The sequence below is a fragment of the Listeria monocytogenes genome, from assembly GCF_900187225.1.
In the GTDB taxonomy this organism is placed as follows: domain Bacteria; phylum Bacillota; class Bacilli; order Lactobacillales; family Listeriaceae; genus Listeria; species Listeria monocytogenes.
In genome coordinates this window covers 765,364-792,363 of sequence record NZ_LT906436.1, presented here as the reverse complement: position 1 = coordinate 792,363, position 27,000 = coordinate 765,364, and the positions used below count along the sequence as shown (strand labels likewise).

At 37.3% G+C, this 27,000-nt stretch carries 27 protein-coding genes and 1 pseudogene; 9 read left to right on the top strand and 19 right to left on the bottom strand.

Annotated elements, in window-relative coordinates; translation table 11 throughout:
• Window positions 1-8: 8 nt before the first annotated feature.
• The 5 genes and pseudogenes from CKV70_RS04025 to CKV70_RS04005 all read left to right on the top strand — a co-directional run bounded on the left by CKV70_RS04025 (window position 9) and on the right by CKV70_RS04005 (window position 5,913).
• Window positions 9-2,825, top strand: coding sequence for a sigma-54-dependent transcriptional regulator (locus CKV70_RS04025; protein ID WP_010989569.1), 2,817 nt, complete (start codon window positions 9-11; stop codon window positions 2,823-2,825).
• Between the two features lie 286 nt (window positions 2,826-3,111).
• A pseudogene (locus CKV70_RS04020) lies at window positions 3,112-3,545 on the top strand (mannose/fructose/sorbose PTS transporter subunit IIA).
• The gene (locus tag CKV70_RS04015; protein WP_003721900.1) at window positions 3,545-4,030 is read left to right on the top strand and encodes a mannose/fructose/sorbose PTS transporter subunit IIB; all 486 of its coding nucleotides are present in this window, start codon (window positions 3,545-3,547) and stop codon (window positions 4,028-4,030) included. The pseudogene CKV70_RS04020 and the gene CKV70_RS04015 overlap by 1 nt, the downstream one beginning before the upstream one ends.
• Before the next feature lie 173 nt (window positions 4,031-4,203).
• A complete protein-coding gene (locus CKV70_RS04010) occupies window positions 4,204-5,016 on the top strand; it encodes a PTS mannose/fructose/sorbose transporter subunit IIC (protein ID WP_003721899.1) in 813 nt (270 codons plus the stop codon).
• 18 nt (window positions 5,017-5,034) lie between these two features.
• Window positions 5,035-5,913: a PTS mannose transporter subunit IID gene (locus CKV70_RS04005; protein WP_003721898.1), complete on the top strand. Its 879-nt coding sequence runs from the start codon at window positions 5,035-5,037 to the stop codon at window positions 5,911-5,913.
• Window positions 5,914-6,070: 157 nt separating this feature from the next.
• On the opposite strand, the gene CKV70_RS04000 is transcribed toward CKV70_RS04005, so the two are convergent.
• Window positions 6,071-6,418, bottom strand: a complete 348-nt coding sequence (locus tag CKV70_RS04000; RefSeq protein WP_003732926.1) for a hypothetical protein — start codon at window positions 6,416-6,418, stop codon at window positions 6,071-6,073.
• 169 nt (window positions 6,419-6,587) lie between these two features.
• Here CKV70_RS04000 and CKV70_RS03995 point away from each other — a divergent pair, with 169 nt between their 5' ends.
• Window positions 6,588-7,055 (top strand): Lmo0779 family protein, encoded by a 468-nt coding sequence (locus tag CKV70_RS03995; protein WP_014600629.1) that lies wholly within the window; start codon window positions 6,588-6,590, stop codon window positions 7,053-7,055.
• A gap of 196 nt (window positions 7,056-7,251) precedes the next feature.
• Here CKV70_RS03995 and CKV70_RS03990 read toward each other — a convergent pair whose 3' ends face one another.
• Window positions 7,252-7,599 carry a hypothetical protein gene (locus tag CKV70_RS03990; RefSeq protein ID WP_003732925.1) on the bottom strand — a complete coding sequence of 116 codons (348 nt, stop codon included), beginning with the start codon at window positions 7,597-7,599 and terminating at the stop codon, window positions 7,252-7,254.
• A 460-nt stretch (window positions 7,600-8,059) separates the two neighbouring features.
• Window positions 8,060-8,443, bottom strand: coding sequence for a hypothetical protein (locus CKV70_RS03985; protein ID WP_003721894.1), 384 nt, complete (start codon window positions 8,441-8,443; stop codon window positions 8,060-8,062).
• 153 nt (window positions 8,444-8,596) lie between these two features.
• On the opposite strand from CKV70_RS03985, the gene CKV70_RS03980 reads away from it, so the two are divergent.
• Window positions 8,597-9,463 carry an ROK family protein gene (locus CKV70_RS03980; protein WP_003732924.1) on the top strand — a complete coding sequence of 289 codons (867 nt, stop codon included), beginning with the start codon at window positions 8,597-8,599 and terminating at the stop codon, window positions 9,461-9,463.
• 38 nt (window positions 9,464-9,501) lie between these two features.
• Here CKV70_RS03980 and CKV70_RS03975 read toward each other — a convergent pair whose 3' ends face one another.
• Both CKV70_RS03975 and CKV70_RS03970 read right to left on the bottom strand, forming a co-directional pair.
• Window positions 9,502-9,834 carry a hypothetical protein gene (locus tag CKV70_RS03975; RefSeq protein ID WP_014600628.1) on the bottom strand — a complete coding sequence of 111 codons (333 nt, stop codon included), beginning with the start codon at window positions 9,832-9,834 and terminating at the stop codon, window positions 9,502-9,504.
• 39 nt (window positions 9,835-9,873) lie between these two features.
• Window positions 9,874-10,803 (bottom strand): diacylglycerol/lipid kinase family protein, encoded by a 930-nt coding sequence (locus CKV70_RS03970; protein ID WP_010989568.1) that lies wholly within the window; start codon window positions 10,801-10,803, stop codon window positions 9,874-9,876.
• 178 nt (window positions 10,804-10,981) lie between these two features.
• On the opposite strand from CKV70_RS03970, the gene CKV70_RS03965 reads away from it, so the two are divergent.
• On the top strand, window positions 10,982-11,971 hold the full coding sequence (locus CKV70_RS03965) for an NADPH:quinone oxidoreductase family protein (protein ID WP_010989567.1): 990 nt from the start codon (window positions 10,982-10,984) through the stop codon (window positions 11,969-11,971).
• Window positions 11,972-12,010: 39 nt separating this feature from the next.
• Here CKV70_RS03965 and CKV70_RS03960 read toward each other — a convergent pair whose 3' ends face one another.
• Both CKV70_RS03960 and CKV70_RS03955 read right to left on the bottom strand, forming a co-directional pair.
• Window positions 12,011-12,658 (bottom strand): GntR family transcriptional regulator, encoded by a 648-nt coding sequence (locus tag CKV70_RS03960; protein ID WP_003721889.1) that lies wholly within the window; start codon window positions 12,656-12,658, stop codon window positions 12,011-12,013.
• Between the two features lie 35 nt (window positions 12,659-12,693).
• Entirely contained in the window at window positions 12,694-13,446 is a 753-nt protein-coding gene (locus tag CKV70_RS03955; protein WP_009932871.1) for a hypothetical protein, read from the bottom strand.
• A 159-nt stretch (window positions 13,447-13,605) separates the two neighbouring features.
• On the opposite strand from CKV70_RS03955, the gene CKV70_RS03950 reads away from it, so the two are divergent.
• On the top strand, window positions 13,606-14,724 hold the full coding sequence (locus CKV70_RS03950) for a GntR family transcriptional regulator (protein WP_003732919.1): 1,119 nt from the start codon (window positions 13,606-13,608) through the stop codon (window positions 14,722-14,724).
• 12 nt (window positions 14,725-14,736) lie between these two features.
• On the opposite strand, the gene CKV70_RS03945 is transcribed toward CKV70_RS03950, so the two are convergent.
• The 12 genes from CKV70_RS03945 to CKV70_RS03890 form a co-directional block, all read right to left on the bottom strand.
• Window positions 14,737-15,765, bottom strand: coding sequence for a glycoside hydrolase family 76 protein (locus CKV70_RS03945; protein ID WP_014600627.1), 1,029 nt, complete (start codon window positions 15,763-15,765; stop codon window positions 14,737-14,739).
• A 3-nt stretch (window positions 15,766-15,768) separates the two neighbouring features.
• Window positions 15,769-17,022: an ABC transporter substrate-binding protein gene (locus tag CKV70_RS03940; RefSeq protein WP_009925304.1), complete on the bottom strand. Its 1,254-nt coding sequence runs from the start codon at window positions 17,020-17,022 to the stop codon at window positions 15,769-15,771.
• A gap of 22 nt (window positions 17,023-17,044) precedes the next feature.
• Entirely contained in the window at window positions 17,045-17,920 is an 876-nt protein-coding gene (locus CKV70_RS03935; RefSeq protein WP_003721884.1) for a carbohydrate ABC transporter permease, read from the bottom strand.
• A gap of 11 nt (window positions 17,921-17,931) precedes the next feature.
• The gene (locus tag CKV70_RS03930) at window positions 17,932-18,822 is read right to left on the bottom strand and encodes a carbohydrate ABC transporter permease (protein ID WP_003721883.1); all 891 of its coding nucleotides are present in this window, start codon (window positions 18,820-18,822) and stop codon (window positions 17,932-17,934) included.
• Window positions 18,823-18,838: 16 nt separating this feature from the next.
• A complete protein-coding gene (locus CKV70_RS03925; RefSeq protein ID WP_014600626.1) occupies window positions 18,839-20,137 on the bottom strand; it encodes a glycoside hydrolase family 125 protein in 1,299 nt (432 codons plus the stop codon).
• Between the two features lie 153 nt (window positions 20,138-20,290).
• Window positions 20,291-21,280 carry a lipoate protein ligase LplA2 gene (gene lplA2 / locus CKV70_RS03920; protein ID WP_014600625.1) on the bottom strand — a complete coding sequence of 330 codons (990 nt, stop codon included), beginning with the start codon at window positions 21,278-21,280 and terminating at the stop codon, window positions 20,291-20,293.
• Window positions 21,281-21,285: 5 nt separating this feature from the next.
• On the bottom strand, window positions 21,286-22,158 hold the full coding sequence (locus CKV70_RS03915) for a metallophosphoesterase (RefSeq protein WP_014600624.1): 873 nt from the start codon (window positions 22,156-22,158) through the stop codon (window positions 21,286-21,288).
• Window positions 22,159-22,223: 65 nt separating this feature from the next.
• Entirely contained in the window at window positions 22,224-23,480 is a 1,257-nt protein-coding gene (gene hflX, locus CKV70_RS03910; RefSeq protein ID WP_003721879.1) for a GTPase HflX, read from the bottom strand.
• Between the two features lie 327 nt (window positions 23,481-23,807).
• Window positions 23,808-24,428: a flavin reductase family protein gene (locus tag CKV70_RS03905; protein ID WP_014600623.1), complete on the bottom strand. Its 621-nt coding sequence runs from the start codon at window positions 24,426-24,428 to the stop codon at window positions 23,808-23,810.
• A gap of 9 nt (window positions 24,429-24,437) precedes the next feature.
• Window positions 24,438-25,046: an alpha/beta hydrolase gene (locus CKV70_RS03900; protein WP_014600622.1), complete on the bottom strand. Its 609-nt coding sequence runs from the start codon at window positions 25,044-25,046 to the stop codon at window positions 24,438-24,440.
• A gap of 6 nt (window positions 25,047-25,052) precedes the next feature.
• A complete protein-coding gene (locus CKV70_RS03895; protein WP_003721876.1) occupies window positions 25,053-26,012 on the bottom strand; it encodes a ring-cleaving dioxygenase in 960 nt (319 codons plus the stop codon).
• Window positions 26,012-26,899 (bottom strand): VOC family protein, encoded by an 888-nt coding sequence (locus tag CKV70_RS03890; protein ID WP_014600621.1) that lies wholly within the window; start codon window positions 26,897-26,899, stop codon window positions 26,012-26,014. The genes CKV70_RS03895 and CKV70_RS03890 overlap by 1 nt, the downstream gene beginning before the upstream one ends.
• Window positions 26,900-27,000: the final 101 nt, after the last annotated feature.

The window sequence follows — 27,000 nt, the reverse complement described above, 5'->3', positions numbered from 1 at the left end:
GTTTTATAATGAAGCGTATTGACCGTATTTATGAATTTATTTTAGAAAATCCTTCCACTAAGACCATTCGCGAGCAATTAGAGCAGAATGAAGGTTTTACAGCTAGTACTATTTCAGAAACATTATCTATTTTAAGAAATAATGTCAGTATGGAATTGAATGAACTTCACAGACAAGGAAAAATCATTAAAATCGTTGGCCGACCAGTGCTTTATTTTCCTAAAAAAGCTGTTGAAGATGAAATTGGGCGTACACTTTCTGATAATGAATTAGAATTTGACAGCTGTGAGCCCCTCTTAAAAATGCTCAAACCAAGCATCGTTGAAAGAAGTCCTTTTGATGATTTAATTGGTGTTAATGACAGTCTCAAAACTCCTGTTGAACAGGCCAAAGCAGCTGTACTCTATCCACCAAATGGTTTACATACAATGATTCTCGGACAAACCGGTGTTGGTAAAACGCTTTTTGCTAATTTAATGTATCGCTTCTCGCAACATGCCAAACGTCTACCTGCTGACGCGCCGTTTATTATTTTCAATTGCGCAGATTACTATAATAACCCGCAACTTCTGATGTCACACATTTTCGGACACGTTAAGGGAGCTTTTACTGGAGCAGAAAATGATAAAGGCGGGCTTGTCGAAAAAGCAGAAGGCGGTATTTTATTTCTAGATGAAATTCACCGTCTCCCACCAGAAGGTCAGGAAATGATTTTTTACTTGATGGACTCTGGTACGTATAATAAACTTGGCGAAACCGACCGAACACGAAAATCAAACGTTTTAATTATCGGTGCTACTACCGAAAATCCGGAATCTTCGCTTTTAAAAACATTTATGCGTCGTATTCCGATTATTATTACGCTGCCAAGTTTGGAAGAACGTACGGCGTTTGAACGTGTGGAACTTTTAAAATACTTACTTTCTAGTGAAGCGCACCGAGTTAATAAACCAATTCGTATTGAAGATGAAGCTGCCAAAGCGCTGATTGGTAATACAACTTACGGAAATATCGGGCAATTAAAATCTAACATTCAACTCGTTTGCGCACAAGGTTTTCTTAATAGTTTCGATAAAGACGAAGAAATTTTGATTGATTTTAAAACGTTGCCGATCAATATTAAAGACGGCTTCTTCCACTTCAGTAACCGCCGCAAGGAACTTCAAGCAATTGCGGAATACTTGGAGCCATATACGACGATTTTCCCTGAACTAAATAATACGTTGATTACATCGGACGAATATGAGCCGAATTTCAACCTTTACAAAATCATTGAAGATAAAGCATCGATTTTAATGGATCAAGGTGTGGAAGATGATGATATTAAGAAATTTATCAAGATGGATATCGATATTCACCTTAACAGCTTTTACAATAAGTTTAAAAATACGATCCACAATCGCGAAAACATCTTAAAAATAGTCAATGAAGAAATCCTGAATTTTGCGGAAGGTGTTGAACTCCGAATTGAACATCAGCTTGGTAAAAAGTTAAATGAGCGCTTCTTGCTTGCGTTTAGCCTTCATCTTACCTCTTTTATTAAACGAATTGAAAGTAACAAACCGTTAAAATATACGAATATCGAAAATGTAGTCAATGATCAACCGGAAGCCTATGAATTATCACGGGAAATTAAGGATGATATTGAGGCTACTTTCCACATCCGGGTTCCTAATATGGAAGTCATGTATTTAACACTACTCATTAGTTCCCTTTTAAAAGAACAAGAAAATGCTCGTGTTGCTGTACTTGTCGCAACGCATGGGAATAATACAGCGAGTAGCATGGTTAGTGTTGCGAAAAAACTACTCGGTGAAGGACTCGTGGAAGGAATCGATATGCCTCTTGATCAAAGTCCGAAAATCGTGCTTGATAAATTGACCGAGCGCGCGAAAGAAATGGATATGGGGCGCGGTCTACTTCTTCTGGTTGATATGGGCTCTCTTACAAGTTTTGCTCCGGTCATTTCGGAACGTACTGGTATTCCGGTTCGCTCGATTGATATGGTCTCCACCGCAACTGTTATTGAAGCAGTTCGCAAATCCAACATTCTCGATATGGAACTCGATAGTATTTACGATTCCTTGAAAGATTTCCGCGGTTATGGTGGCTATAATTCTGATGACGATACACTTGATTCCAATCAAAAACCACACGCCATCATTACCATTTGCGCGACTGGCGAAGGTACTGCAGAAAAATTACAATTGTTTATCGAAAATATTTTAGATACCATTACGACAGATGCCATTAAAGTAATTCCGATTGGCTTGCATGAAATGGATACTAAGTTGGAGCAGCTACAAGAAGAAAATGATATTTTGATGGCGGTCGGTATTCAAGATCCGAAAATCCAAATCCCCTTCATCCCGCTCGAACGACTTTTCGGAATTGATGGCGAGGAGCAACTTGTTAGCCTAGTGAAACAGCGTAACATTATCGTTAAAAAAGGTGAAACTGGTCGGATTGCAAAAGAAATTATCGAAGAAAGTCTTAACGAATTTCTAACCTACCTCAATCCGAAGAAAACGATTGAAATTCTAAGCTCGTTTGCTAGCGTGCTAGAGAAAAAACTAGGATACAAACTCGATAATACCTTTAAAATCAATCTACTCATACATGTCGGTTGTGCCTTAGAGCGTATGGTTCTAAATGATGGTTTAATCTACCGCGAACCAAAAGATATGCTTGAAACAAATATTTTTAAAGCACTAGAACAAACAAATAAAGAAGTTATCTACAAAATGAACTTAAAACTGACGAATGACGAACTATGTTATTTGTACGATATCTTGAATGAAATCCAACCAGAAGTACTTTCATAATTATAAACAAGCCAACATTTTTCATAAGTTGGCTTGTTTTATTTTCAGCAATTGCGTTTTCTGACTAATCTTTTAGGGTAATGTTGTATGTATGTCTAAGATTAGTACTTAGTGTATTAAGCTATGCATTTAGCGTATTAAGGCGCGCCGCTTCTGTTAGTACACGCTTACAAAAGCCTTGAACCGCTTCTATTAGCAAAGGAGGTTGTTTAATACAGAAATGTTGGCACAGTTTTTGCGTTAGTATTAATGGATGATTATATCCACGCTTAAGGAGGAGATACCTATGCCAGTTGGAATTATCATTGGCACACATGGTGAAGCTGCGCGTGAATTGTTGAAATCAACTGAAATGATTATCGGCAAACAGGACAATGTAGAGTTTATTACCTTTGTCCCTGGAGAAAACACTGATACGCTTATTACCAATACAAAGAAAAACTAGACAAATTGGATACTTCTGAAGGCGTCATTTTTATGGTTGATTTATTTGGCGGCAGTCCTTATAACGCATCTAGTCAAATCGCCCTTCCAGAAGACAATATGGATGTTGTAACGGGGGTAAATATTCCAATGTTGCTTGAAACGCTCTCTATGCGGGCCGCAAGTAATCAAAAAGATCTAGTTGAAACAGCTCTTACAGCAGGATCAGGTGGCGTTAAGTCACTCAAACAATCATTACCAAAAATAGAAACCGAAGTCGGGGAGGACGATTTATAATGGAAATTCGCTTAGCACGTATTGATGATCGCTTAATTCATGGTCAAGTAGCAACAGTTTGGACAAAAGAAACACAGGTAGAACGTATTATCGTTATTAGTGACGATGTAGCAAAAGATGAAGTTCGTAAAACACTTCTTACACAAGTAGCACCTCCAGGCGTTAAAGCTAGCGTTGTTGATGTGCAAAAAGGTATCCGCGTATACAACAACCCTAAATATGCTACAACTCCAGTCATGCTCTTATTCACTAATCCTACAGATGTACTAACCCTCGTAGAAGCGGGTGTAAACATTACAACTGTAAACATTGGTGGTATGGCATTCCGCGAAGGCAAACACATGATTACAAATGCTGTATCTGTCGATGAAACGGATGAAGCAGCATTCCGCAAATTAGATGAAAAAGGAATTGAACTTGAAATTCGTAAAGTCGCATCTGACAATAAAGTCAAACTTATCCCATTACTAGATAAAGATAAATAATTCATCCGCGGCTCGCCTATTTTTAGAGCCCCGAAAAAGCAAACGTTTAAAGGAAGACCTTTAAAGGGGTGATTCATGAATAAAAGCTTATGTAATAGATGCTTAATTTATTCAGTCATCATAATGAAATTATCTTTTTTTATCATTCTAAAGAAAAATTGGGAGGGAAATATATGTCAGCAATACAATTAATCCTTGTATTCCTCGTATCCTGTATTAGTGGTATGGGTAGTATTTTGGATGAGTGGCAAACGCACCGTCCATTAATAGCCTGTACATTAATTGGTCTTGTTCTTGGGGATATTACAACTGGTATTATTATTGGGGGAACGCTTGAAATGATCGCGCTTGGATGGATGAATATCGGAGCTGCGGTTGCTCCAGATGCTGCCCTTGCATCCATTATTTCTACTATCTTAGTTATTACAGGGGGACAAGATATCAGCGTAGGTATTTCGCTTGCGATTCCTCTAGCTGCTCTTGGTCAAGTACTTACAATTCTAGTTCGTACAATTACAGTTGCATTCCAACACATGGCTGATAAAGCTGGTAAGGAAGGTAATCTGCGGAGTCTCGACTGGATACATGTTACAGCACTACTACTTCAAGCTATGCGTATCGCGATTCCAGCCGTTATCGTTGCGGTAACAGTTGGTACTAGCGCCGTAGAAAATTTACTCAATGCCATTCCGGACGTTATTGTTAACGGCCTAAACGTAGCTGGTGGATTTATCGTTGTTGTTGGTTACGCAATGGTTATTAACATGATGTCCGCTAAATATTTAATGCCTTTCTTCTTCTTAGGTTTTGTTGTCGCAGCATTTACTCAATTCAACTTAGTAGCACTAGGTGTTTTAGGACTAGTTGCAGCAATCATTTACATCCAACTAAACCCTAAATATCAATTGAAAGAAGCTATCCAACAATACGGCGGGGGCGGCGGCGGACGATCAGCGGATGATCTCGACGACGACCTTGACGACTAAGGGAGGGGGAGAAAAATTATGAGTGAACAAATTACAGTTAATGAAAAGAAAATAACGAAAAGTGACTTAATGGGCGTGTTCATACGTTCCAACCTCTTCCAAGGGTCGTGGAACTTTGAACGTATGCAATCTCTAGGATTCTGTTTCTCAGTAATTCCAGTAATTAAGCGTCTTTACCCTGAAAAAGGACCTGAAAGAGAACAAGCTATCAAACGTCACCTTGAGTTCTTTAATACACATCCATATATGGCGGCTCCTATCTTAGGTGTAACAACCGCGATGGAGGAACAAAAAGCCAATGGTGCTGATATTGACGACGGTGCTATCAACGGTATTAAAGTAGGTCTAATGGGACCACTTGCCGGCGTTGGGGATCCAATTTTCTGGGGAACGGTTCGTCCAGTACTTGCCGCTTTAGGTGCCGGTTTTGCCACTGACGGTAGTATTATTGGACCAATCTTATTCTTCGTACTATTTAATGCGATTCGCCTAGGTTTCCGTTATTGGGGCGTGTTCTACGGATATACAAAAGGTACAGATGTTGTATCTGATATGTCTGGCGGTCTGCTCCAAAAACTAACAGAAGGAGCTTCCATTCTCGGACTATTCGTCATGGGCGCCCTTGTTAATAAGTGGACCACAATCTATGTTCCACTAGTAGCTTATACAACAGAAGACTCTAAAACTGGTAAAGACGTTCCAACTACTGTTCAAAGTATCTTGGACCAATTAATGCCAGGTCTTCTTGCCCTTCTACTCACATTCGCTTGTATGTGGATACTCAAGAAAAAAGTCAATGCTTTATGGTTGATTTTAGGACTATTCGTTGTTGGTATTCTAGGTTACTGGTCTGGTATCTTAGGACTTCCACCAGCTGGGTATTCACCGCTTGGGTAATGGATGGTTATAATAATTCGAAAAGAATCGGGATTAAAATTCCGGTTCTTTTTTGTGTCTTATCCACATTTCTTGCTCATTCAGCATCTATTCTATGAACAAGTTTTTATTATTTACTCGTTTCTACTTCGCCCCCTATTCTGACAATAAAAAGCTATTACCTAAAAGTTTTCAATATTGCTTTCCCTTGTTTACTACATTCAGCCCACTCAATACTAGTTTCTAATGCTTCATCACTCCAAAAATCTTCGTTGTTTGACATACCTTCTAATTTTTTGTCTACAATAAGGAACATATCTAGCTGTTCTTTTGTTAACCAACCGTGGTCAAATAATATTTTTGCATATTGTAATGCAATATCGGAAAAGTCTGATACCAATTCATCAGTAAGTACAAAACCTTTTAATTTTTCCATTTGTTGTTTGGCAGGCATAGAAAATTCTTCTAAATTTCCAATAATTCTTTTATGCATTAGCATGAGTCCTTCTAGATCTTTTTCTGTCATTTAGTACCCATCCCCCTATATTGATTCGTATCTTTACATTTTTATTAATACTCAGCAGTAGATTGTATTTTGCTACAACATCCTCAAACCCAGTTCTCCCTCTTCCACGCATAATTATGTTACAATATTACTAAACTATATCAATGATAGATTGTGAGTGATAGCTAAAATGGTTTGGGATGCTACTAATATCTTTTTGTTCGCGGCAAACATCTTAACAGTGCTGTACATTTTGTATAATGATGCAGTAATTCCGCTTTGGAAAGGGAAGACGGTTTTAGGTGTCAAATTACGTTCTCGTGGTCGTTGGGACGGTTATATTTTTGTGGGGATTATCGTTTTGTTATTCGTTTCCAATACATTCTTTCGTGAAGGACCTTTTTCCACTTCTGTACTGCTTGGGATTATGGGTGTGTTATTCATCTATATCTGCTTCTTCCGCAGTTCGAAAGCTGTTTTCAAAGAATCCGGACTTTTTTATGCCCTGTTATTCTTCCCTTATGCAAAAATTGAACGGATGAATTTATCTGAAGATGGCGTGCTCGTGATTGAAACCAATCGCCAACGCTTGATGCTCTTTGCAAGATCCGAAAAAGATTTAGAAAAAATGCTCGCTGTATTTACTACATATAGCTAAAAAACGCCACGCTTACTTCCCTTTTTTAGGGAAATGAAGCATGGCGTTTTTTTATGTTCGCTATACTTAATTTTAGAATCAATGACTTTATAAATTGCTTTCTTAAAAATGAAATACTTTTAAATATGTTCCATTTAGTTTTATACGATAAACTTTCTCTATTAAGAGAAAAAATAAACTAGCGCTTTTTATTAGGCTACTTCATAGCCTCTGATGCAATAAAATACTCGCCGTCCTCTTTAAACAAAATAGTTCTTGGAAACTCATCTCCATTTTTCGCTTTATAAAGTTCCGTCCCTTCGCTTAAATAATTAGATGTGAAATTTTTATTCGGTATCCGGTAATGGCGAATTCTATGCTCTATCTCGCCAATTTTCTCTAAAGCATCTTCTTGCTTTGCTGGTTCATACGACACTATATATAAAGTGTCGTCAACTTGCATCATTTCTACAAGGTTGTCTCTATATAACAACCACTTTATCCCGAATATAATTGCACAAAGAACTATTACTGACAATATTAATAGCAACCACTTTTTCTTCATTCTATTAGCTCTCTTTTCCTTTTATTTATTGCGGCTTTTAATAAACGTTCCGTCGCAGTGTTGGTATGTTTTGTTGCAAGATGAGTGTATCATAAAAAGCCAATGTATAACCAAAAATGTAATGAAATGTCTGGTTTTTGTCATGAATACCTTAAAATTGGCTTTATTTAGATTTATTCTTACACAGTATGAGTAATATCTCCATTTCAATAATAAAATCTTACACAATATGAAGCAGTATTCACTTTTTATGCAATCAATTTTTCTTCGTCACTAAAAATTCATATTCCCTAATATAAAATAACTTTTTAATCGATAATTATTACCTATTTGTTTTATTTTTTTACATTAATTATATTTCATGATTGAATAAAATGAATAATTATTCAAACACTCCTTCCAAATAACAAAAAAAGGCAGGAAACTCTAACTACCTGTTTCCTGCCTCTTTCATTTCAATCTATATACCAACATTACTCAATTTTATTTCCGGAATCACAAATTCAACAAATCTTCCATGGAGCATTTCGATTTCTTCGCTGAATTTCGTGTCAAAACAAATAATACTTTCTTCTAAGCGGAGTACTGCAAAGCCATCTTCCTCGTAATCCTCTAACTTCCCAATTACGTGAACTAAGCCTTCTTCGTCTATTTCTAGTGCACAATGTTTCTCTTCACTCTCGTGTAGTAGTTCTGCGCTAATCATGTCCGGTATCGTAATTTCTACTGTGTAAACCCTACTTGGTTCTGGGTCTTCATCGGCCCATATACCAACGCATTCACCATATTCACTACTAAAAGCGATTCTGCCGTCAGTCAATTTCTTTTGAACCTTTATCTCCACTAACCATTTCCTCCTGCGCTTTAAATTCTTGCTTTATTATAGCACAAAATAGAAAAGGGCGTTAATTTTTAGCAAAGTATTTTCACTTTTCATTTGTCATTTGTATTGTTTAAAAGTATGATAAGTATATACTTTTATAAAGGAGATTGGGTAATGACGATACTTGCATTTGATTTAGGTGGAACAGCAGTAAAGTTTGGTGTGTTAACAACAGCTGGAGAAATACTAGAAAAAGGTAAATTCAAAACCCCGGATACTTTGGAGGAAATGATGCAATCACTTGTGGATGTAAAAGCAAATTACGATTATACATTCCAAGGTGCTGCGTTTAGTTGTCCAGGTGCAGTTAATAATGAAACCGGTATCATTGGTGGAGCTAGTGCTATCCCTTACATACATAATTTCCCTTTTAAGCAATTGCTTGAAGAAAAACTTGGGCTTCCTGTTACGATGGAAAATGATGCGAACTGCGCAGCTTTAGCAGAAGTTTGGATTGGCGCTGCGAAAGATAAACAAGATATTATTTTTATGATTCTTGGTACTGGTGTTGGTGGCGCAGTTATTCGCGGGGGCAAGGTACATCACGGGGCTAATTTGCATGGTGGTGAATTTGGTTATATGTTGATGGACCGCGACGGACACACGCTTAGTGAGCTTGGTACTGTTGTAAATGCTGCGACGAGAATAGCCGGGCGTTTAGAAGTTCCGAAAGCTAGTATAGATGGTCTTCGGGCATTTGAATTACGTGCGGAAGGAAATAAAATCGCGAAAGAAGAGCTAGATACGATGTTTTATTATCTTGCGCGAAGTATTTTTAATTTACAATATGCGCTTGATCCTGAATTAGTTGTCATTGGTGGTGGTGTAAGTGAGCGGGCTGATTTTATTCAAGAGTTGACCGAATATGTGGCGAAAGTAAAAGCATCTGTACCAATTGCGACTATTAGCCCTACTGTTGTTGGCTGTCAATTTGGAAATGATGCCAATCTTATTGGTGCAACTGCATTTCATTTAGCGTAAAAAAAGAAGCTGGTCACTTTTTTCGTGCCAGCTTCTTTCTATCCTAATTTTTCTGCTTCACCGCGGCTTTCTAATACTTCAGAAACTGCTTCCAGCCACTTTTTCTGTTTGTTTACAACGAATTGGTACTTTACTCCTGATATCATGTCTATTTCTAAAATGTTGGAGAGTAATTCTTTCCCAAGGATTTTGGTGTGGACACCCCGAATTTTTGCCACTCGATTAAGCGGAATATTGATTTCTTCGTCAAAGTAATCATTTGGTTTGTGGACAATATACGTTGCTGTTAAATAAAGTTTTCCGGGGACTGCTTTAAAACCATTTTTCGCATTGGCAAGACCTTTATGAATGACTTCTAATTCTTCTTCCATAAAGCTTTCATCTCCTTATTCTTCTACAATTGCTGTAGGTTACTTTTTCAGTATGAATGGACCGAAACGCTTCTTGCTGCTTTTTTTGGGTGCAAGGATATTCAAGTGACTGCCAAGGACTTCGATTTCTGCTGGTACGCCTGGACCTGGATCGCCATCAACGTTGATGCTTAAATCATCTCCACTTGCATCAATTGTCAGTTTCTTGGTTTTAATATACACTACACCATCACTGTTTTTTAAATTACCGCGAATTAATTGCGGGATCATGTTGGCTGCATCGAGTAAGCCGAGTTTCGTTAGAATAATAATGTGAAGATAGCCATCGTCAATTTTTGCGTCTGGCGCCCATGACTCCATTCCGCCAACGGATTTAGTTAAGCCTGCCACAACGAGCGCAGCTTCACCTTCCCAAACTTCCTCGTCATATTCGATTTTAAAATGAAGTAGTTCATTGCGGTTGAATGCTTTTAAACCTTCTAAAAAGTAAGCCACGGAACCAAATTTGGTTTTTTGTTCGACACTAACTTGGTCGACAGCTTGCGCAATCATACCGATAGCTAGAACATTCATAAAGTATTGGTCGCCAATCCGGCCAACATCCATCGGTACTGCAATAGCTTTTTCTAGTGCTTGAATTGCTTTTTCTGGTTTTAGAGGTATGCCTACCGAACGAGCCAAATCATTGACTGTTCCAAGCGGAATGAAGCCAAAATCAGGTCGTTTTTCATGGATTGCAAGACCGTTTATTGTTTCATTTAAAGTCCCGTCTCCGCCCATCGCGATGACTGCTTCAAAGCCTTGTTCAGCAGCCCAAGAAGCAAATTCTGTTGCATCCCCTGCTTTTTCAGTCAGGCGAACTTCCACCTCATCATAACGTTTTTTTAATACTTCTTCTGTCTTCCCTTGATAGGTTTTTCCTTTTTCTTTACCTGATGATGGATTCACAATCAATAGTGCCTTCCCCATCGCACTCACCCTTTCTTGCCAAAAAATTCTATTTATAAATTCACACATAATATCGGCATCTTCTCTATTCTAGTTTACCTTGAAATGGGGATTTGTACCAGTCACAGCCTTGTAAAATGGCGAAAAAAGTCGTAAAGTGAAGGGGAACACAAAATTGAGTTGTGGAGGAATTTAAAAAATGAAATCATTTCAAGCACTTTTCATTGAAAAAGAAGCAGATAATACTTCCCTTCATTTTAGAGAAACTACTATAGATAACTTGCCAGAAAATGAAGTAACGATTGAGGTACACTATTCCGGTATTAACTACAAAGATGGACTGGCTGTACTTCCTGACGGGAAAATTGTGAGCGAATATCCTTTTATTCCCGGTATTGATGCAAGTGGTGTGGTCGTCAACTCTAAATCTGACCAGTTTCAAGTAGGCGATGAGGTTATTGTCACTAGTTATGATTTTGGAGTGAGTTATTTTGGCGGATATAGTGAGTTTATTCGAGTTCCGGCTGAATGGGTTGTTCCTTTGCCAGATGGCCTATCATTAAAAGAAGCAATGATACTTGGCACAGCGGGCTTTACAGCAGCACTATCAGTGGATGCGCTTGAATTTAGTGGCGTAACACCAAATGCAGGAAAAATCGCTGTAAGTGGGGCAACAGGCGGCGTAGGGAGTCTGAGTTCAGCCATACTTTCCAAACGCGGCTTCTCTGTTGTAGCTTCTTCTGGAAAAAGCGATGCAAAGGAATTCTTAGAAAAATTCGGTGTATCTGAAATAGTTTCAAGAGAAGCTTTTCAACCTGAAAAAGTGCGCGCATTAGACAAACAACTATACGCTGGTGCCATTGATTGTGTTGGTGGAAAACCTCTTTCATACCTCCTAACAGCTGTTCAATATGGCGGGGCAGTTACTACATGTGGTATGTCTGCTGGTGGAAAATTAGATACAACTGTCTTTCCGTTTATTTTGCGTGGTATTCAATTGTTTGGTATTGATTCAGTGTTATGCCCGATGTCAAAACGAGAACGAATTTGGAATAGACTTGCGACAGATTATAAATTAACTAATTTAGAAAGTTTAGCAACAGAAATAGCATTTTCTGAGTTACCTGAATCACTTCACCAAGTAATGAATGGCGGCGTTACTGGTAGATATTTAGTGAAAGTAAAATAAATAAAAAGCAGTGTCCTTAAAAATAAGGACACTGCTTTTTCAACGATAAGCGACTAAGACATGGGCATCAATGACTTGATCAATAATCGCCATGCACTTATCATAATCTTGTTCATCTAATGCATCAATAAAACGTTGAATATTAGCAACTGTTTTAACACAAGCATTTTGAGCAATCTTAATGACTTCTTCGTCACCAAATTCTTGAATATTATTAAAAAAATCATCGCTAATTTTCAAATAGTAATTATTTTTCATATAGGTTAATAAATCACTCACAAACCATTTTTCGTATTCAAAGTAAATACCTGGGTCTGTTGGTTCTTCACGTTCAATTTCGACTAATTTTGCAACAACTCGCATTTTATTGAAGGTTATTTTTTTTGTACGGATTTTTTGAATAGCTTGTTTTAGAAACAAACCAATAATTTCTGTCATTTCAAAGTAACGTTCTTTATTAATAATGCTGTCCCGAACAAAAGCGCCGCGAAAATCATTGTATTCCACATATCCATCTGCAGCAAGCATCCCAATTGCTTTTCGAATAGGTGTACGGCTAATTTCTAATTGTTGTGATAATGTATTTTCAATTAAACGATCTCCTGGCTTTAGTTCCCCGTTTCTAATCTTCTTTTTGATTTCCCGATAACAAACACTTTCTCTAGTCTCTTTGCGTTTGGTTGTCATTATTCTGCCTCCTAAATATGTCTATAACCTTGTGTTTATAAAAAGGATCGTGATGTAATAATCTCTTTCAAAAAATCGTTTTCAGCTATTTTTCTCTCCATCGCTAAAAATGGGTGGTAACTAGTATTCTCACTAACAAGTATTGCCGTTTGAATTGCAATAATTTCTTTTGTTAATACCCGTTCTTTTTTCGTATTATTTTCTGACTTAGAGCGAATTATCGACATAATAAAAGTGCCTACAATAAAAAGTAAAATTGCCATTACCATGATTAGAACCGCTGCGATAAGCCGCTCCACCACATCATCCATCAAGAATAGAAATGTACCGCCTAAAATTGCTAAAAATGCCGCTATAAAAACGCCCACAACAGTACTGAGTGGTTGATAATTTTTCTTTTCTTCTGCCATTTCAGAATGAATAAAACGAATTAATTTTTCCAAATCAGCTCGTGTACTAAAACCACTTTTTTCTAAATAAGCATATAATAAATAGCGGCGCATGGTTGTTAGTTCAGCAAAACTCCGCAATTGATACCGTGTTCTGATGAATTTCTTAGCTCGACTGTAAATCAAGATGTAGTATAAGAGAGGAATACATAATAAACTTAATAAAATAACTGGAATAAAATAACGATCATTCACGAATTTCATAACAATCAAATCAGCAATTAGTAACAATAGTAGCAAGAAAAAAAATGCTCGCCAAAATCCTTTCAAAAAGCTATGTATTAAATTCCAGTTCCCTAATTTTTTAAAATAAAAATCATTTAATTTTTTGATGGCCATTTCTACACCTTTTCCTTTTTTCCTAAATTCAAGTTTACCATGAGTCACCTATTTATTAAAGTTTGTAAGGAGATTTTCACTTTTTTATCGTAATTAGTTTACAATAAGGTCAAAATTAAATATAATTAATATTATAAAATATATTTAATGGGTGAGTGAATGAAAAAACTACTATATCAAAAAGTCTATGATCAGCTTAAACTGTCGATTCAAGAAGGTAAGATTCCTGTTGGCAGCAAAATGCCTGCAGAAAATGAATTGATGGCTCAATTTGATGTGAGCAGTATTACGTTAAAAAAGGCGCTAGAATTATTAAAGAAAGATGGTTATATTTCAAGACGCCCTCGGGTTGGTACTTTTGTAATTAATGCTTCGCCAGTTAGCGAACAAATAGAAACTAGAATGTTTGATAAACCCCTTTTTGGTTGTATTATGACAAATTTTGACGATACTTTTGGTACTACTTTATTATCTGGGATGTTAGAGCACAGTGACTCTAAAGCTCATATTATTGTAAAAAAATCACTTGGCGATACAGAGCGAGAAGAAGAAATTTTGCAAGAGTTTATTGAAATGAATGTTGCTGGGATACTAATTTTACCTGCTAGTTCGAAGTTTGTTTCACCGACCTTACTAGAACTTGCTTCTCAAAAGTTTCCTTTAGTTGTCATAGATCGTACATTAGAAGGCTTACCAATATCTTCTATTAGTTCAGATAATACAGAAGCTGGTCGAATTATTACAGAAAAATTATTTGAACTTGGGCATAAGCACATTGGAATGATAACATCTACTAGTCCAGTCTCTACGCTTGATAGTCGAGTAAACGGATTTATTCGAGGGCATGCATCTTTTCACACAGCTTTTCACTCTGATTATGTTTTTCGTGAAATTGAATCAGTAATGCCAAATTCAACCGTTTCCATCCAAACAGATATTGATAAAATTGCACATTTTTTGAATACACATTCTGAAATCACGGCACTTGTAGCAACTGAATACAATATTGCTCTTTTGATAAAACAAGCATGCAACAAGTTAGGAAAATCCATTCCTGCTGATTTATCCGTTGTTTGTTTTGATCATCCAGATAATTTTTTTGATAACTCTGCCTTCCAGTTTACACATATTAAACAAGCCCAATACGAAATAGGCGTGAACGCAGTTGACATGCTTTTAAATCAAGTGCTAAAACCAGATACTATAAACAAAGAAACTCTACCTCCAATGCTTATAGAAGGAGATTCAGTCAAAATGCTAAAAAGCACCTCCAAGTAGGAAGTGCTTTTTTTATCGTTCTAGTTTTGCCGCCATTTCAAGTGCGATCATTCCACTTAATTCTGCTGAATAAGGAATTTTTCCAGAGGGTTTTTCTTTCCAATTCATTCCCATTAACAAATATCCATCTAATTTTGCATTATCAACTAGCACTTGGCAGCTATTAAATACAAAATTCCGATAGGTTTTATTTGCGGTTTCTTCCATTAAATCAGTAAAATATCTGTAAAAAATCCCTTTGAATAGTCCTTCATCTCCGCCGCTGCCTTCATCCTTAAATATACCATCTTCCGTTAATTCTTTTAATGATATATCCGCAGTTTTATTCGCAGTATCTAAATATTTTGCTTCTTTAGTAATACGATATAATTCTAAATTAGCTCCAATATATACACCTTGGTTATAAGTAAATTTCCATTCGTAATCAATGGCCCCGTCTTCTAAACGATTAATGCCATCTTCAACAAAACCATCTTCACGTACAAGTACTTTAGTTTGCCATTCGTAGGTCTTCATTGCCCACTCTAAATATTTCGTTTCATTAAGTTCATTATATAGCCAACAAGAAAGAATAATAAACGGTGCATTCACGGGCGTGTTTTTATAATACATTTGTGGTCGACGCCAAGCAAAGCCACCTCCCATTATGTTATTCCAACCAGTATCCACTAAATCCTGCCAAACCAACTGTGCATCTTCTAGATAAATTGGTTTTCCAGTCTCTTTATATAGACGATAAGCCGCAAGTGCATTCCAGAGCATATCATCATAAAAATCATGAATAAGCGTTTCACCATTTCTATTTTTATTATGCATATATGTGTTTTCTGCTATCTCCAAATCCGCTTGTTTTTTTGTGCGTAAGTATGCATCTAATCGTACTTCCACCAAGTGAGCTAGCCACCAATAATTAAAAACTTTATTATCTTCCTCAGGATTTTCTGTCGGATAAAAGTTATTTAAAAATTGTTCTTTTGTATCGGCAAGATAAAATTTTTCTAAACTTAGTTGAGCTAAATTTGCATATTCGGACCATTTCATCGTTTATTTATCTCTCTCTTCTTTTAAAATTTGGTTTCCTTCTTTTTCAGCTTGTGATAAAGCTTTTTCAGCTGAAATATTACCATTCATGAATTTCTCAAATTGAGGCTTCATTGCTAAACCTTCTACGTCTGCATAGCCTGCCACAGTTGGACGAATTTTAGCATATTTCATTGTATTTACAAAAACAGAATAATTTGGGTCTTTCGTAAAATATTCATCTTCAGCAGCAATTTTGTTTGCTGGTAACCAACCACTAATTTTGGCAAATTCTACGCCATTTTCTGGTTTCGTTGTCCACCACTTCATAAAGTCCCATGCGCCATCTTTATGTTCGGCTTGTTTAGGCATTACTAATCCAAATCCGCCCATGATAGCGCCTTTATCGCCATTTGGTCCTTTAGGTGGTTCTACTACACCATAATCAAGGTCTTCTACTTTATTATAATCTGCTAAAGCCCACGGACCGTTGTATGTCATGGCTTCTTTTCCAGCTGCAAAAGCATCGGAGCCATCATCAAAACCACGTTGGTACACTTTTAAATCATTTTGCATTTTATCCCAGTAATTTAGTACTTCTAAGCCTTGTTCTGAATTGAATGCCGTTTCTTTATTGTCAGAAGTTACTAGTTCGCCACCCGCCTGCATTAAATATAAGTTAAACAACCCAACATCTTGAAGCGACATTCCTGCTTGCGTCATTTTATTCCCATCCCACTTCGTTGTTTTTTGCGCAGCAGTTGCTAATTCATCCCACGTAGTTGGTGGTTTTACGCCAGCTTCTTGTAATAATTTTTTATTATAAAATAGAATTCGATTATCATTTAATAGTGGTAAACCATATAATTTATCACTATAGGTCATTTCTTTCACTGATTCTTCATAAAAATCATCCATCTTCAAGTTGTCTTCTTTGACAAGTTTATCTAGCGGTTCAAGCACTCCTTTTGGTGCATAAAGAGCTGTTTGATAGCGATCCCACATAATAATATCAGGGAGTTCGCCACCTGCAATTCCTGTTAATAATTTTTCTTCTACATTTTCTTGCATTACATATTTTACTTTATATTTATCTTGTGACTTATTATAACTATCGATTTGTTTCTCTAACTGTTTAATTTGATCTCCTGACCAAGAACCCCACATAACAATTTCTTCTTTTCCGTCCTTATCCTTACTACTGTCTGAACCTCCACCACAAGCCGCTAAACTGAGCAACAATACCATACTAAGAATTGCTAACAATACTTTTTTCATCCTATACACTCCTTTTTTTGGTTTATTTACCGCCATTATGCGCGATACCTTCTACAAAATATTTTTGTGCAAAAATAAATACAAATAATACTGGAATGGTAGAAACAATTGTCCCAGCCATTAAAGCCCCATAATTGGCGCTCTCATTATATTGAAAAGAAGCAAGTCCTACTTGAACTGTCATCATTTTTTGTGAATTAAGAACAATTAATGGCCACATGAACTGGTTCCAGCCAGCCTGGAATGTCATTATTCCAAGAGTAGCTAATGCAGTTTTAGCAAGCGGCATATAGATTTTCCAAAAGATTTTAAACTCCGAACAACCATCTATTCTTGCAGCTTCAGAAAGTTCATCTGGTAACGTTTCAAAAAACTGTTTCATGAAAAAGATCGAAAATGCCCCAGCGGCTCCTGGAATCAAAATTGCCCAGTAAGTATTAATAAAACCCATACCACCATGACCAGTAATATCATTTCCACCCATCAATGGAAAATTCTTTAATACTAAGAAAGATGGAATCATTGTTACTACTGCTGGAATCATCATGCTTCCTAAAAATGTCATAAAAAGACCTTTTTTCCCTTTAAAAGGTAGCTTAGCAAAAGCATAACCTGCTAATGACCCGAAGAATAAATTAGTGAGCACACCACCAACTGCAAGTATTAAAGAGTTGACTAGGTAGCGGGCAAATGGGGTTGTACTAAAAACATCTTTGTAATTATCCCAAGTAAACATTTTAGGAATTAAATTCATACTATTACTTAAAATTTCACTTGTTGGTTTAAAGGAAGTAGACACTGTCCAAATAAGTGGAAAAACAGTCACTAAACTAATTAGAAGTACAGCAATATACCAAATGAACGACTTGCTCCCTTTTTTTAATTTTATGGTATTCATATCAACCCTCCTTAAGCTGTCCTATCTTCTTTATTTACACGCATATTGATAATCGAAAATACTAGTATGATTAAAAATAACACAAAAGAAATTGCGGAAGCATAGCCCATTTTTAATCCTCCGAATCCTTCATTGTAAATGTAGTAGACAAGCGTAATAGTTGAGTTTCCTGGACCGCCTTTTGTTAAAACATATGCTTGATCAAATACCTGAAAAGCATTGATAATTAGCATTGTTGTTACGAGGAAAGTGGTCCGTGAAAGGGATGGCCAAGTGACATAACGAAATGTCTTCCATCTTGAAGCTCCTTCTATTTTAGAAGCTTCATATAAGTTAGCCGGGATACCCTGAAGACCGGCAAGAAAAATCATCATATTTGTTCCAAATGTCATCCAAACACTCATCATCACAATCGCAAACATTGCCCAGTTCGAATCATAGAGCCATGCTGGGCCATTAATTCCAAACCATCCTAAAACACGATTAATCAAACCATACTGAGGATTAAGCAACCAATACCATATTGTCGCAGTTGCTACCGTAGAGCATAATACCGGCACATAAAAAAATGTCCTAAATAAACCTGCTCCTTTTTTATTCATATTAATCAAGATAGCAGCCCCAAGTGATGCTACAAGACCAAGTGGTACAAACAGAGCGGTGTATATAATAGTATTCTTTAATGAAATGAGAAAATAAGGATCTCTAAACATTTTTATGTAATTGTCAAAGCCAATCCAATTGGGAGAATTAACAATATCATAATCTGTAAAACTGACAAATAGTGCCATTCCAATTGGTAAAATCATAAAAATCGCTAGTAATAAAACTGGAAGTGCAATAAAAAGGTAAGCCATTCGTTGTTGGTGTATTTGGGCAGATTTATTTCTAATTGTTGCCATCAATAAGCCTCCTTCGTTAGTTCTTCAAAACATTTGCCATTCGAAACCCAGCTACATCAAGTACTAATTCACAAAACATCATATTAGCCCAAGAAAACCATTCGCGCGTAAAGTCTTCCGGGTAATCTGGATGAAACGATTCATGCATTAATCCAGTTCCGGCATCCGTTCTTAACAACATTTGCAAAATCTCCAGTTTTTCTGATTTATCACTTGCAGTCAATCCTTGAATTGCCAGTCCAATTGGCCAAATATATCCTGCTGGTGTATGCGGACTACCAATTCCTTTTGCCAGTTTACCTTCAAAATAATACGGATTTGACTTACTTAAAATAAACTTCCGCGTATTCTGATAAATGGGAGATTCCTTTTCAAGATATTCGATGATTGGCATAGAGAGTAGACTTGGAACATTTGCATCATCCATCAATAATTGATTTCCAAGACCATCTACTTCAAATGCAAATATTTCACCAAATGTAGGATGATTATATGTACCAAATTTTTCAATTCCTAATTGGATATCATTTTGTAAGGTAGCAGCTTGTTTGATCGTTTCTATCTCACTTGGATAAAAAGCTTCTATAATTTCTTTTGCGTAACCTAAAACTACTACTGCAAACATATTAGATGGAATAAGGTACCCATATTCACAAGCATCATCACTTGGTCTAAATCCTGACCAAAGCATTCCTGTGTATGCTGTTTCTGTTCCTAGTCCGTCTCTTTTTAAGGTATCAGAAGGAACACAGTCCATCCGTTCAAAACGATACGGCGATTTTGTTTCATGATGTTGTTCTACTTCCCATAAAGCAAAAATCGTTTGTAACATCTTGAAAAATGCTGCATCAAATTGTTCTGTTCTTCCAGTAATTTTCCAAATAAGATAAGCTAATTGGATCGGATAACATAATGAATCAATTTCATATTTTCGTTCCCATACTTGTGGATGCATTTCTGTTTTATCAGCTTGATGTCCAGCTCCATTTGGTGTTTCATTAAAAGCGTTAGCATAAGGATCAATTTCAACTAAACTCACTTGTTCTTTGCTAAGGCCAATCAACATCGACTCAATTTCTTCATTTTCTTTAGCAAAAATTAGAAAAGGTCGTACTTGACATACTGAATCACGTAGCCACATTGCTGGAATATCACCTGTTAAAATAAATGTGAGTCCACTGTCTCGAATTTTTATGGTGCTGTCTAATGTGTTTTCCATACACCTTTTATACATTTCAACTAATTTTTGATTATTTATTTCTTTTTTTATTTTTTCCGTACTTATTTGTATAAAATCTCGGTTTGCAATAACCAAATGTTTCACTCCTTTTTGATTAATTATATTTAATTGTCATTTATCATATTTAAATAATACTATATATATTTAATCTCTGTCAACATAAAATTGAAATCGCTTTCTTTAGGCATTAAAAAAACTCTGAGAATCTATATCTCAGAGTTTTAAACTTTATTCAAATAACATATCTAAAATCGCTTCTTTTTCAATTCCACCAAAATAGTCTTTCGCATTTATTTCTTGCCAAGCATTTTGAATAGATTTACGTTCAAAACGGCATCCGATTATTTTCTCAGCTAATTCAGCAACATCCTCTGTACCAAAAAAATCTCCATAAATGGTCGCTTCTTTTACTTGACCTTTTTCTAGTGAAACTTGGAATTCAATGGTTCCGGCTGGAAATCTTTTTTTGCGTTTTATGGTAGCTTTTGGTGATTTACCGTATGTCCAGTTCCAATTCCGATAACGCTCCGTGCGTAATTTTTCAATTCCTTGTTTATCTGCTTCCGTAAAAGTATAACGTGGGATATCTTTCGTTTCAAAAATGGATTCCAGTAGAATTTGTTTAAAGGTCAGAATATCGATATCTTCTGCTAAATGCTCGCGAATTGTAGTTACACGACTACGTACAGATTTAACACCTTTGGACAAGTATTTCTCTGGATCCACTTGTAAGGCTTTTTCGAGCATGGATAAATCGACATCGAAAAGTAAAGTTCCATGGCTATAAAGTCGACCTTTTGTTGCAAATTGTGCATTTCCACTTATTTTTTTGCCATTCACTTCAATATCATTTCGACCACTCAGTTCAGCATTTACACCAAGCTTGCGGAGCGCTCGAATAACTGGTTCTGTGAACTTCGCGAAATTTTGAAAACTATTTCCATCATCTTTTGTGATCATGCTAAAGCTAATATTGCCTTCGTCGTTATAGACAGCTCCCCCACCAGATAAACGGCGGAGAACGTCGATATGATGGTCTTTTACAAAAGGATGGTTAATTTCTTCCAGCGTGTTTTGATTTTTACCGACAATAATCGTTGGCTTCATACGGTAAAACATAAAATACGTTTCATTTTCATCTAAAGAACGCAGCGCATATTCTTCCATTGCAAAGTTGTACGCTTGATCAAGTACATCTTCGTTATCTAAATAAATCACTTTTTTTAAGCATCCCCTTTTGCTTTAAGCGTAATTCGAATGACTTCCGGATCATTAAATAAGCGCGGAAGTTTCGTTACATTTCCTAAACCGCGGCTAACAACAAGTGCTTTCCCTCCAGCCCGGTGAATGCCAGCTGTCCATTTTGGCATGAAACCTTGTCCCGGTGCGAAAAGGCCTTCTGTTAGCGGAAGCCTAAATTGGCCGCCGTGCGCATGTCCAGATAATACTAAGTCAATTGGGTACGCTTGGTATAGTGGCCAAAACTCCGGACGATGCGCCAGTAATATCGTAAAGTAATCCGGTGATAAATTAGCTGTCGCATCGTCTAAAGCTTCTTTTAATGCTGCTTCTTCCCATTCTTCTTTTGGTAGTTCTTTTTCAGCCCAATTTTCTTTTACGAAACGAGGATCCTGGACGCCGGCTACCATAATCGCTGCACCATCTTTTTTTAGAAAATAGCGTTCATTTTCAAGGACAGCGACATGATGCTTTTCCATGTCTGCTTTAAAATCTTCATAAAATGCGCTTCGACCTTCATGATTTCCGCTCACATAAAAAACCGGGAATTCTTTAGCCAATTTGCGCACAACTGCCATCGCTACATATGGCGACTCATCTCCATCAATCATATCTCCTGTTAGAAAAACGGCATTCGGAGCCAGCTCATTCACGATACTGAGCAAAGGATTATTATATAAACCAAAACTTGCACTATGCAGATCGGACAGCTGTATAAAAGTTGCGCCGTCCCATTCTGCTGGAATTTTATCTGATACTATTTCATAATTTGTTACGGTTAAATGTTTTGTTGACCAGTAAGCATAGCCTGTAAAAGCAGCAACCGCACCAAGTATACCCCATCCAGTTTTTTTCATAGATAGAAATCTCCTCACTAAATTTGCTGTATGTTTCATTATAGCAAATTAAGAGGGAACTCGCTTTACTCAGCTACTTGATATTCTGCTAGTTTTTGTAAGTCAGCCGGACTCACTTCCGCCACAATCTGCGTGCCATTTTCCAAGTATTCGGTCTCTAAAATATCGGCATGCTCATTTAAATAAGCGACAACTTGCCCCGCTTCAAACGGAATTAAGAAGGTTGCTTTTTCATAACTGGCAAATAATTCTTTACGAATCACTTCTGTTAGAAATTCTAAGCTTTCTTCTTCTCGCGCTGAAAAGATAATCGTATTTCCCGTTTGTTTAGGATACATTTCGTCTTCTAAAAGATCTGCTTTATTGTACGCATAAATGACTGGAACATCTTCCACCCCAACTACTTTCAATGTTTCTTCCGTGGTTTTCATCATTGTTTTATAATGCGGATCAGAATAATCTACCACGTGAATGAGTAAATCTGCATCACGCGCTTCTTCTAGCGTGGAACGGAAGGCTTTCACTAATTGATGCGGAAGTTTACTAACAAAACCAACCGTATCTGTGAGTAAAAATTGCTTGTTATCTGGCAAAACAATTTCGCGCACACTCGTTTCAAGCGTAGCAAAGAGCATGTCTTTCTCAAAAACTTGTTTGTCTGCCGTTTCGCTATATGCCCGTACTAAACCATTCATCGTTGTTGATTTTCCAGCGTTCGTATAACCCACGAGCGATACCACAGGAATTTCATTTTTCTTTCGTTTGCGACGACGTACTTCGCGGTCATCAACGAGCATGTCCAACTCTTTTTGTAAATGGCGGATTTGATGTTTGATGGTACGACGGTCGGTTTCGATTTTCTTTTCACCTGAACCACGGTTGCTAAGGCCGCCTTTTCCACTTTGTTGGTCCATATCCTCGCCTTGTCCAAAAATACGCGGAAGTTCATATTGTAATTTGGCAATTTGGACTTGAAGTTGAGCTTCTTTTGTTTTTGCTCTGTTCGCAAAAATAGCCAAAATCAATCCTGTTCTATCCATTACGTCTAGTTCCAATGCTTCTTCTAGGTTTCTAATTTGCGACGGCGAAAGCTCATCGTTAAAAATAATCAAGCGAGCGTCCTGCATTTCTGCCAGCCCTTTGATCTCATCCACTTTTCCTTTTCCAACATACGTGGCGCGATTTTCACGGTCGATATTTTGCCGTATTTCGCCCACCACTTCCATATTATTTGCAGCCGCTAAATTGGCTAATTCTTCCATTGAATAATCAAAATCTTTTTGTTTTTGGCTTATACCAACGATTAATACTTTTTTCTCCATAAAAAAGGACCTCCTGAAATAGATTCAGCGCGGTCAGGGTTTTTGAGTAGATGAAAACACAAAAATAGCATCCAAAGATACTAGCTTGCTTTCAAATGAAGGGTATTTCTTCTTCATTCTACCCATATTTATTTTGGGTGCCAAACATGCACGCAAGACCAATCCCGTTACCCACACTAAATAAGCATGGATATTCCCGCACTATTAAATTAGTTGCATAGATTTTTGGGGAAACGTAGTCTAATATAACGCATGATGGGCAACCCTCCGTTCATTTAAGTTGCTCCTAGTTTAACATGGTCGTTTTTGTTTCGCAACTATTTCTCGTTAATTCGGCCTTTCAATCCGGAAAATATCGCTAAGTTTTGTATAGTCATTTCCAGCGAGTCTGGCAACTGGTGCAAGTTTTTCTGGCAAAATATAATGATGCTCAGAATCAAACACCTCATCTGCAAAATCATATGTCAAAATACGTGCAAGAATTAAATCAGAAACAACCTCACCAGCGTCATTCTTAATGGGAATGATTTGCTCTAGTTTGGACGTAAGCACGATGTTTGCTTCGGAAATTTTTGGAGTTTTCATTCCAGGAACTTGCTCTAAATGCAAGCTTGTTTTTTCGATTTCACTCACATCAGGTGCAAGTCGAGCAGCGGTTTTATTCATTTCTTCCACAAAAGACTCGCTAACAATATGAATATTTAATTCTTTCGTAAAAGCCGCATTTCTAGTTGTATCTTTTTGCTCGCCATCCGCACGTTGAACAGCTATCGAAACTATCGCTGGATCGCTTGAAACAACATTAAAAAAACTGAACGGGGCGGCGTTAACCGTCACCCCGTCTTCAGCAAGCGTCGTTACAAAAGCAATTGGTCGCGGAATAATGCTTCCAGTTAAAAATTTGTAGTTTTCTTTTTGGGATAAATCAGCACTTTTAAAAATAGTCATCTACTTCCCTCATTTCTGGTTGTTTTGATACCATTTTTTCGCTTCTTCTATTTCTTCCATAGTCAGTGAATGCCCAGCTGCTGTCCAAACCGTTTCCACGTTCGCTCCACGTTGTTTGAGGATTTCAACTAATTCTTCGGAAGCTTTCGCTGTAATAAGCGGGTCATTTAAACCAGCGGACAGAAATACACTACGATGGCTAATCGAAAATTCGGGTTGTTTGTTTCCAGCTGGCATTGCATGAAATAAAATCGCTTTATGAAAGCTATTCTCCGCTTGAAGAAGTGCATTGGCCGCAATATTGGCACCATTTGAATACCCTACTGCAATGATTCGCTCAAAATCTAGTTGATATTTTTTAGCAAGTTCGCGCGTTGTAGTGATTAATTCCGAGGTTTTACTTTCCAAGTCTTCTAAATCTAAACTGCCATCATGAAATCTTTTGAAAAACCGATTTGCTCCGCCTTCTTTAATATCACCGCGTAACGATAAAACAGCCGCATCACCCGCGATAAATTCTGCTACTTCGACAAGCGACTTTTCATCGCCGCCTGTCCCGTGAAGTAGTAATAATGGAGCTAAATCCTTATTTTTTCCGGGAATATAAATGTGTTCCATCGTTTATCAGCTCCGTTTCGTATTAATCGGACGTACCATTTTTTCGATTTCTGCACGTTTTGGTTCTAAAAATGGTGGCAGGGCTAATTTTTCACCAAGTGTTTCGTATGGTTCATCACTTGCGAAGCCCGGACCATCTGTTGCAAATTCAAACAAGATTCGTTCTGAAACCGGTACATATAACGATTCAAAATAGAAACGATTTACGTAACCAGAGTTGGGCGCTTCGATTGTATTCATGCGATCAATCCATTTTTGCAATTCTTCGTGGTCTTCTACTCGGAAAGCTACATGGTGAACACCGCCGTAGCCTTGCATTGCAGCTGGGATATCGGTACGTTCTTCGACAATCACTTGCGCCCCATTACCACCTTCGCCTACTTCATATAAATGAAGTCCGTCTTCTTCTGTCACTTTTCTAAAACCAAAAATTGTTTGCAAGATCGCATCCATATTTTTCAAAGAAACAACGGTTAAAAAGACTGGCCCTAAACCATAAATCGCATATTTTTCTGGAACTGGTCCGTTTTTCCAAGGAGTTCCCGGTGCAACTCCTTCGTTATTTTCATCAGAAATCAGTTGTAATTGTTGGTCATCAAAATCTTGGAATGTGAGATATTTTTTGCCAAATAGAGTTTTGATATCACTATGCGGAACTTCTAATTGTTCAAAGCGGTCAAGCCAGTATTCAAGCGCCGCATCACTAGGTACTCGGAAAGCTACGCGAGAAATACTATCTGTGCCGTGACGACCTTTTGGTAAATTTGGAAAGTCAAAAAATGTCATATCCGTTCCCGCTGAACCCTTGTCATCGGCGAAAAATAAATGATACGTATGAATATCGTCTTGGTTGACGGTTTTTTTCACTAAACGCATTCCTAAAACTTCTGTGAAAAACGCGTAATTTTTCTCGGCGCTACTTGTCATTGCAGTTACGTGGTGAATTCCTTTTAAATCTTTAATCATCATAAATCTCCTCCAAAATAAGTTTCAATTTCTGTTCTTTTTTCTTCTAAAAAGCTTGGTAAGGCTAGTCTTTCGCCCATTGTTTCGAGCGGTTCGTCGATAGTAAAACCGGGGCCAGCACTTGCGAATTCAATTCTCAGGCCACCTGGCTCACGAATATATAAACTTTTAAAATACTCACGGTCAACAAATTCTTCTATTTTTAAATCGTTTCGAACGGCTAAATCGTGCAGTTCATCGACGGCTTCTTCCGTTTCTAAAGTATAAGCAATATGATCAATGGTTCCGCGGCCTGTGCGGGATTTTTTGTCTGATGTGGTCGCATGCAGTTTCGCAAAACTCATCTCACTCTTATCTACTAATACCCCATCCTGACTTTCTAACTCAAAAAGATTCGTGAAAAACCGGCTGGTCGCGGCCGGATCTGGCACGTGATAATCAGCGCCGATAATCCGAACAAGTTGTTTTTCGGCCGGAATATTGGTGTGGATGGTTGGGTTAGAATTAGTAGCTGGTATTTCCGTTAGGATGATGCCCATTGTATCGGGATCTTGTAAGGTTAAAGTCTGTCCGTCTTTTTGAAAAGAAATTGCAAAATCGTTTAGCCTTTTTTCCCAGTAAGAACTTGTGTCTGTTGGTATGCCTAGGGTCATTTTGCCGAAAAAGGCGCGTTCGTCGTAGCTTGAGCCGATGCGCGGCACTTCGAAAAATGTCAGTAAAGTCCCAGGGGAACCGATGTAATCACCATAAAATAAGTGGCGCATATGGATATTGTCTTGGTTGACTGTATTTTTCACGAGCCGTAGCCCTAATATTTCTGAATAAAAACGATGATTTTCGTTGAATGATTTCGTTAGCGCGGATACATGATGGATTCCTTTAATCATTTGTTTGTACCTCCTTCTTGATTACTAACTATAGTTTATAACTAAACTATCAAAAAGAAAAGTTTTATGCTCACAAAAAGTAAGTAACTTTTAATGAACGC

Excerpts from the sequence above, each read along its gene's own strand:
- CKV70_RS03935 (WP_003721884.1), bottom strand. The coding sequence starts at position 17,920 with ATGAATACCATAAAATTAAAAAAAGGGAGCAAGTCGTTCATTTGGTAT.
- CKV70_RS04005 (WP_003721898.1), top strand. The coding sequence starts at position 5,035 with ATGAGTGAACAAATTACAGTTAATGAAAAGAAAATAACGAAAAGTGAC.
- CKV70_RS03895 (WP_003721876.1), bottom strand. The coding sequence starts at position 26,012 with ATGATTAAAGATTTAAAAGGAATTCACCACGTAACTGCAATGACAAGT.
- CKV70_RS04010 (WP_003721899.1), top strand. The coding sequence starts at position 4,204 with ATGTCAGCAATACAATTAATCCTTGTATTCCTCGTATCCTGTATTAGT.
- CKV70_RS03940 (WP_009925304.1), bottom strand. The coding sequence starts at position 17,022 with ATGAAAAAAGTATTGTTAGCAATTCTTAGTATGGTATTGTTGCTCAGT.
- CKV70_RS03975 (WP_014600628.1), bottom strand. The coding sequence starts at position 9,834 with ATGGAAGAAGAATTAGAAGTCATTCATAAAGGTCTTGCCAATGCGAAA.
- CKV70_RS03930 (WP_003721883.1), bottom strand. The coding sequence starts at position 18,822 with ATGGCAACAATTAGAAATAAATCTGCCCAAATACACCAACAACGAATG.
- CKV70_RS03990 (WP_003732925.1), bottom strand. The coding sequence starts at position 7,599 with ATGAAGAAAAAGTGGTTGCTATTAATATTGTCAGTAATAGTTCTTTGT.
- CKV70_RS03890 (WP_014600621.1), bottom strand. The coding sequence starts at position 26,899 with ATGATTAAAGGAATCCATCATGTATCCGCGCTAACGAAATCATTCAAC.
- hflX (WP_003721879.1), bottom strand. The coding sequence starts at position 23,480 with ATGGAGAAAAAAGTATTAATCGTTGGTATAAGCCAAAAACAAAAAGAT.
- CKV70_RS04000 (WP_003732926.1), bottom strand. The coding sequence starts at position 6,418 with ATGACAGAAAAAGATCTAGAAGGACTCATGCTAATGCATAAAAGAATT.
- CKV70_RS03900 (WP_014600622.1), bottom strand. The coding sequence starts at position 25,046 with ATGGAACACATTTATATTCCCGGAAAAAATAAGGATTTAGCTCCATTA.
- CKV70_RS03915 (WP_014600624.1), bottom strand. The coding sequence starts at position 22,158 with ATGAAAAAAACTGGATGGGGTATACTTGGTGCGGTTGCTGCTTTTACA.
- CKV70_RS04025 (WP_010989569.1), top strand. The coding sequence starts at position 9 with ATGAAGCGTATTGACCGTATTTATGAATTTATTTTAGAAAATCCTTCC.
- CKV70_RS03905 (WP_014600623.1), bottom strand. The coding sequence starts at position 24,428 with ATGACTATTTTTAAAAGTGCTGATTTATCCCAAAAAGAAAACTACAAA.
- CKV70_RS03995 (WP_014600629.1), top strand. The coding sequence starts at position 6,588 with ATGGTTTGGGATGCTACTAATATCTTTTTGTTCGCGGCAAACATCTTA.
- CKV70_RS03965 (WP_010989567.1), top strand. The coding sequence starts at position 10,982 with ATGAAATCATTTCAAGCACTTTTCATTGAAAAAGAAGCAGATAATACT.
- CKV70_RS03970 (WP_010989568.1), bottom strand. The coding sequence starts at position 10,803 with ATGGGGAAGGCACTATTGATTGTGAATCCATCATCAGGTAAAGAAAAA.
- CKV70_RS03945 (WP_014600627.1), bottom strand. The coding sequence starts at position 15,765 with ATGAAATGGTCCGAATATGCAAATTTAGCTCAACTAAGTTTAGAAAAA.
- CKV70_RS03955 (WP_009932871.1), bottom strand. The coding sequence starts at position 13,446 with ATGGCCATCAAAAAATTAAATGATTTTTATTTTAAAAAATTAGGGAAC.
- CKV70_RS03980 (WP_003732924.1), top strand. The coding sequence starts at position 8,597 with ATGACGATACTTGCATTTGATTTAGGTGGAACAGCAGTAAAGTTTGGT.
- CKV70_RS03960 (WP_003721889.1), bottom strand. The coding sequence starts at position 12,658 with ATGACAACCAAACGCAAAGAGACTAGAGAAAGTGTTTGTTATCGGGAA.
- CKV70_RS04015 (WP_003721900.1), top strand. The coding sequence starts at position 3,545 with ATGGAAATTCGCTTAGCACGTATTGATGATCGCTTAATTCATGGTCAA.
- CKV70_RS03950 (WP_003732919.1), top strand. The coding sequence starts at position 13,606 with ATGAAAAAACTACTATATCAAAAAGTCTATGATCAGCTTAAACTGTCG.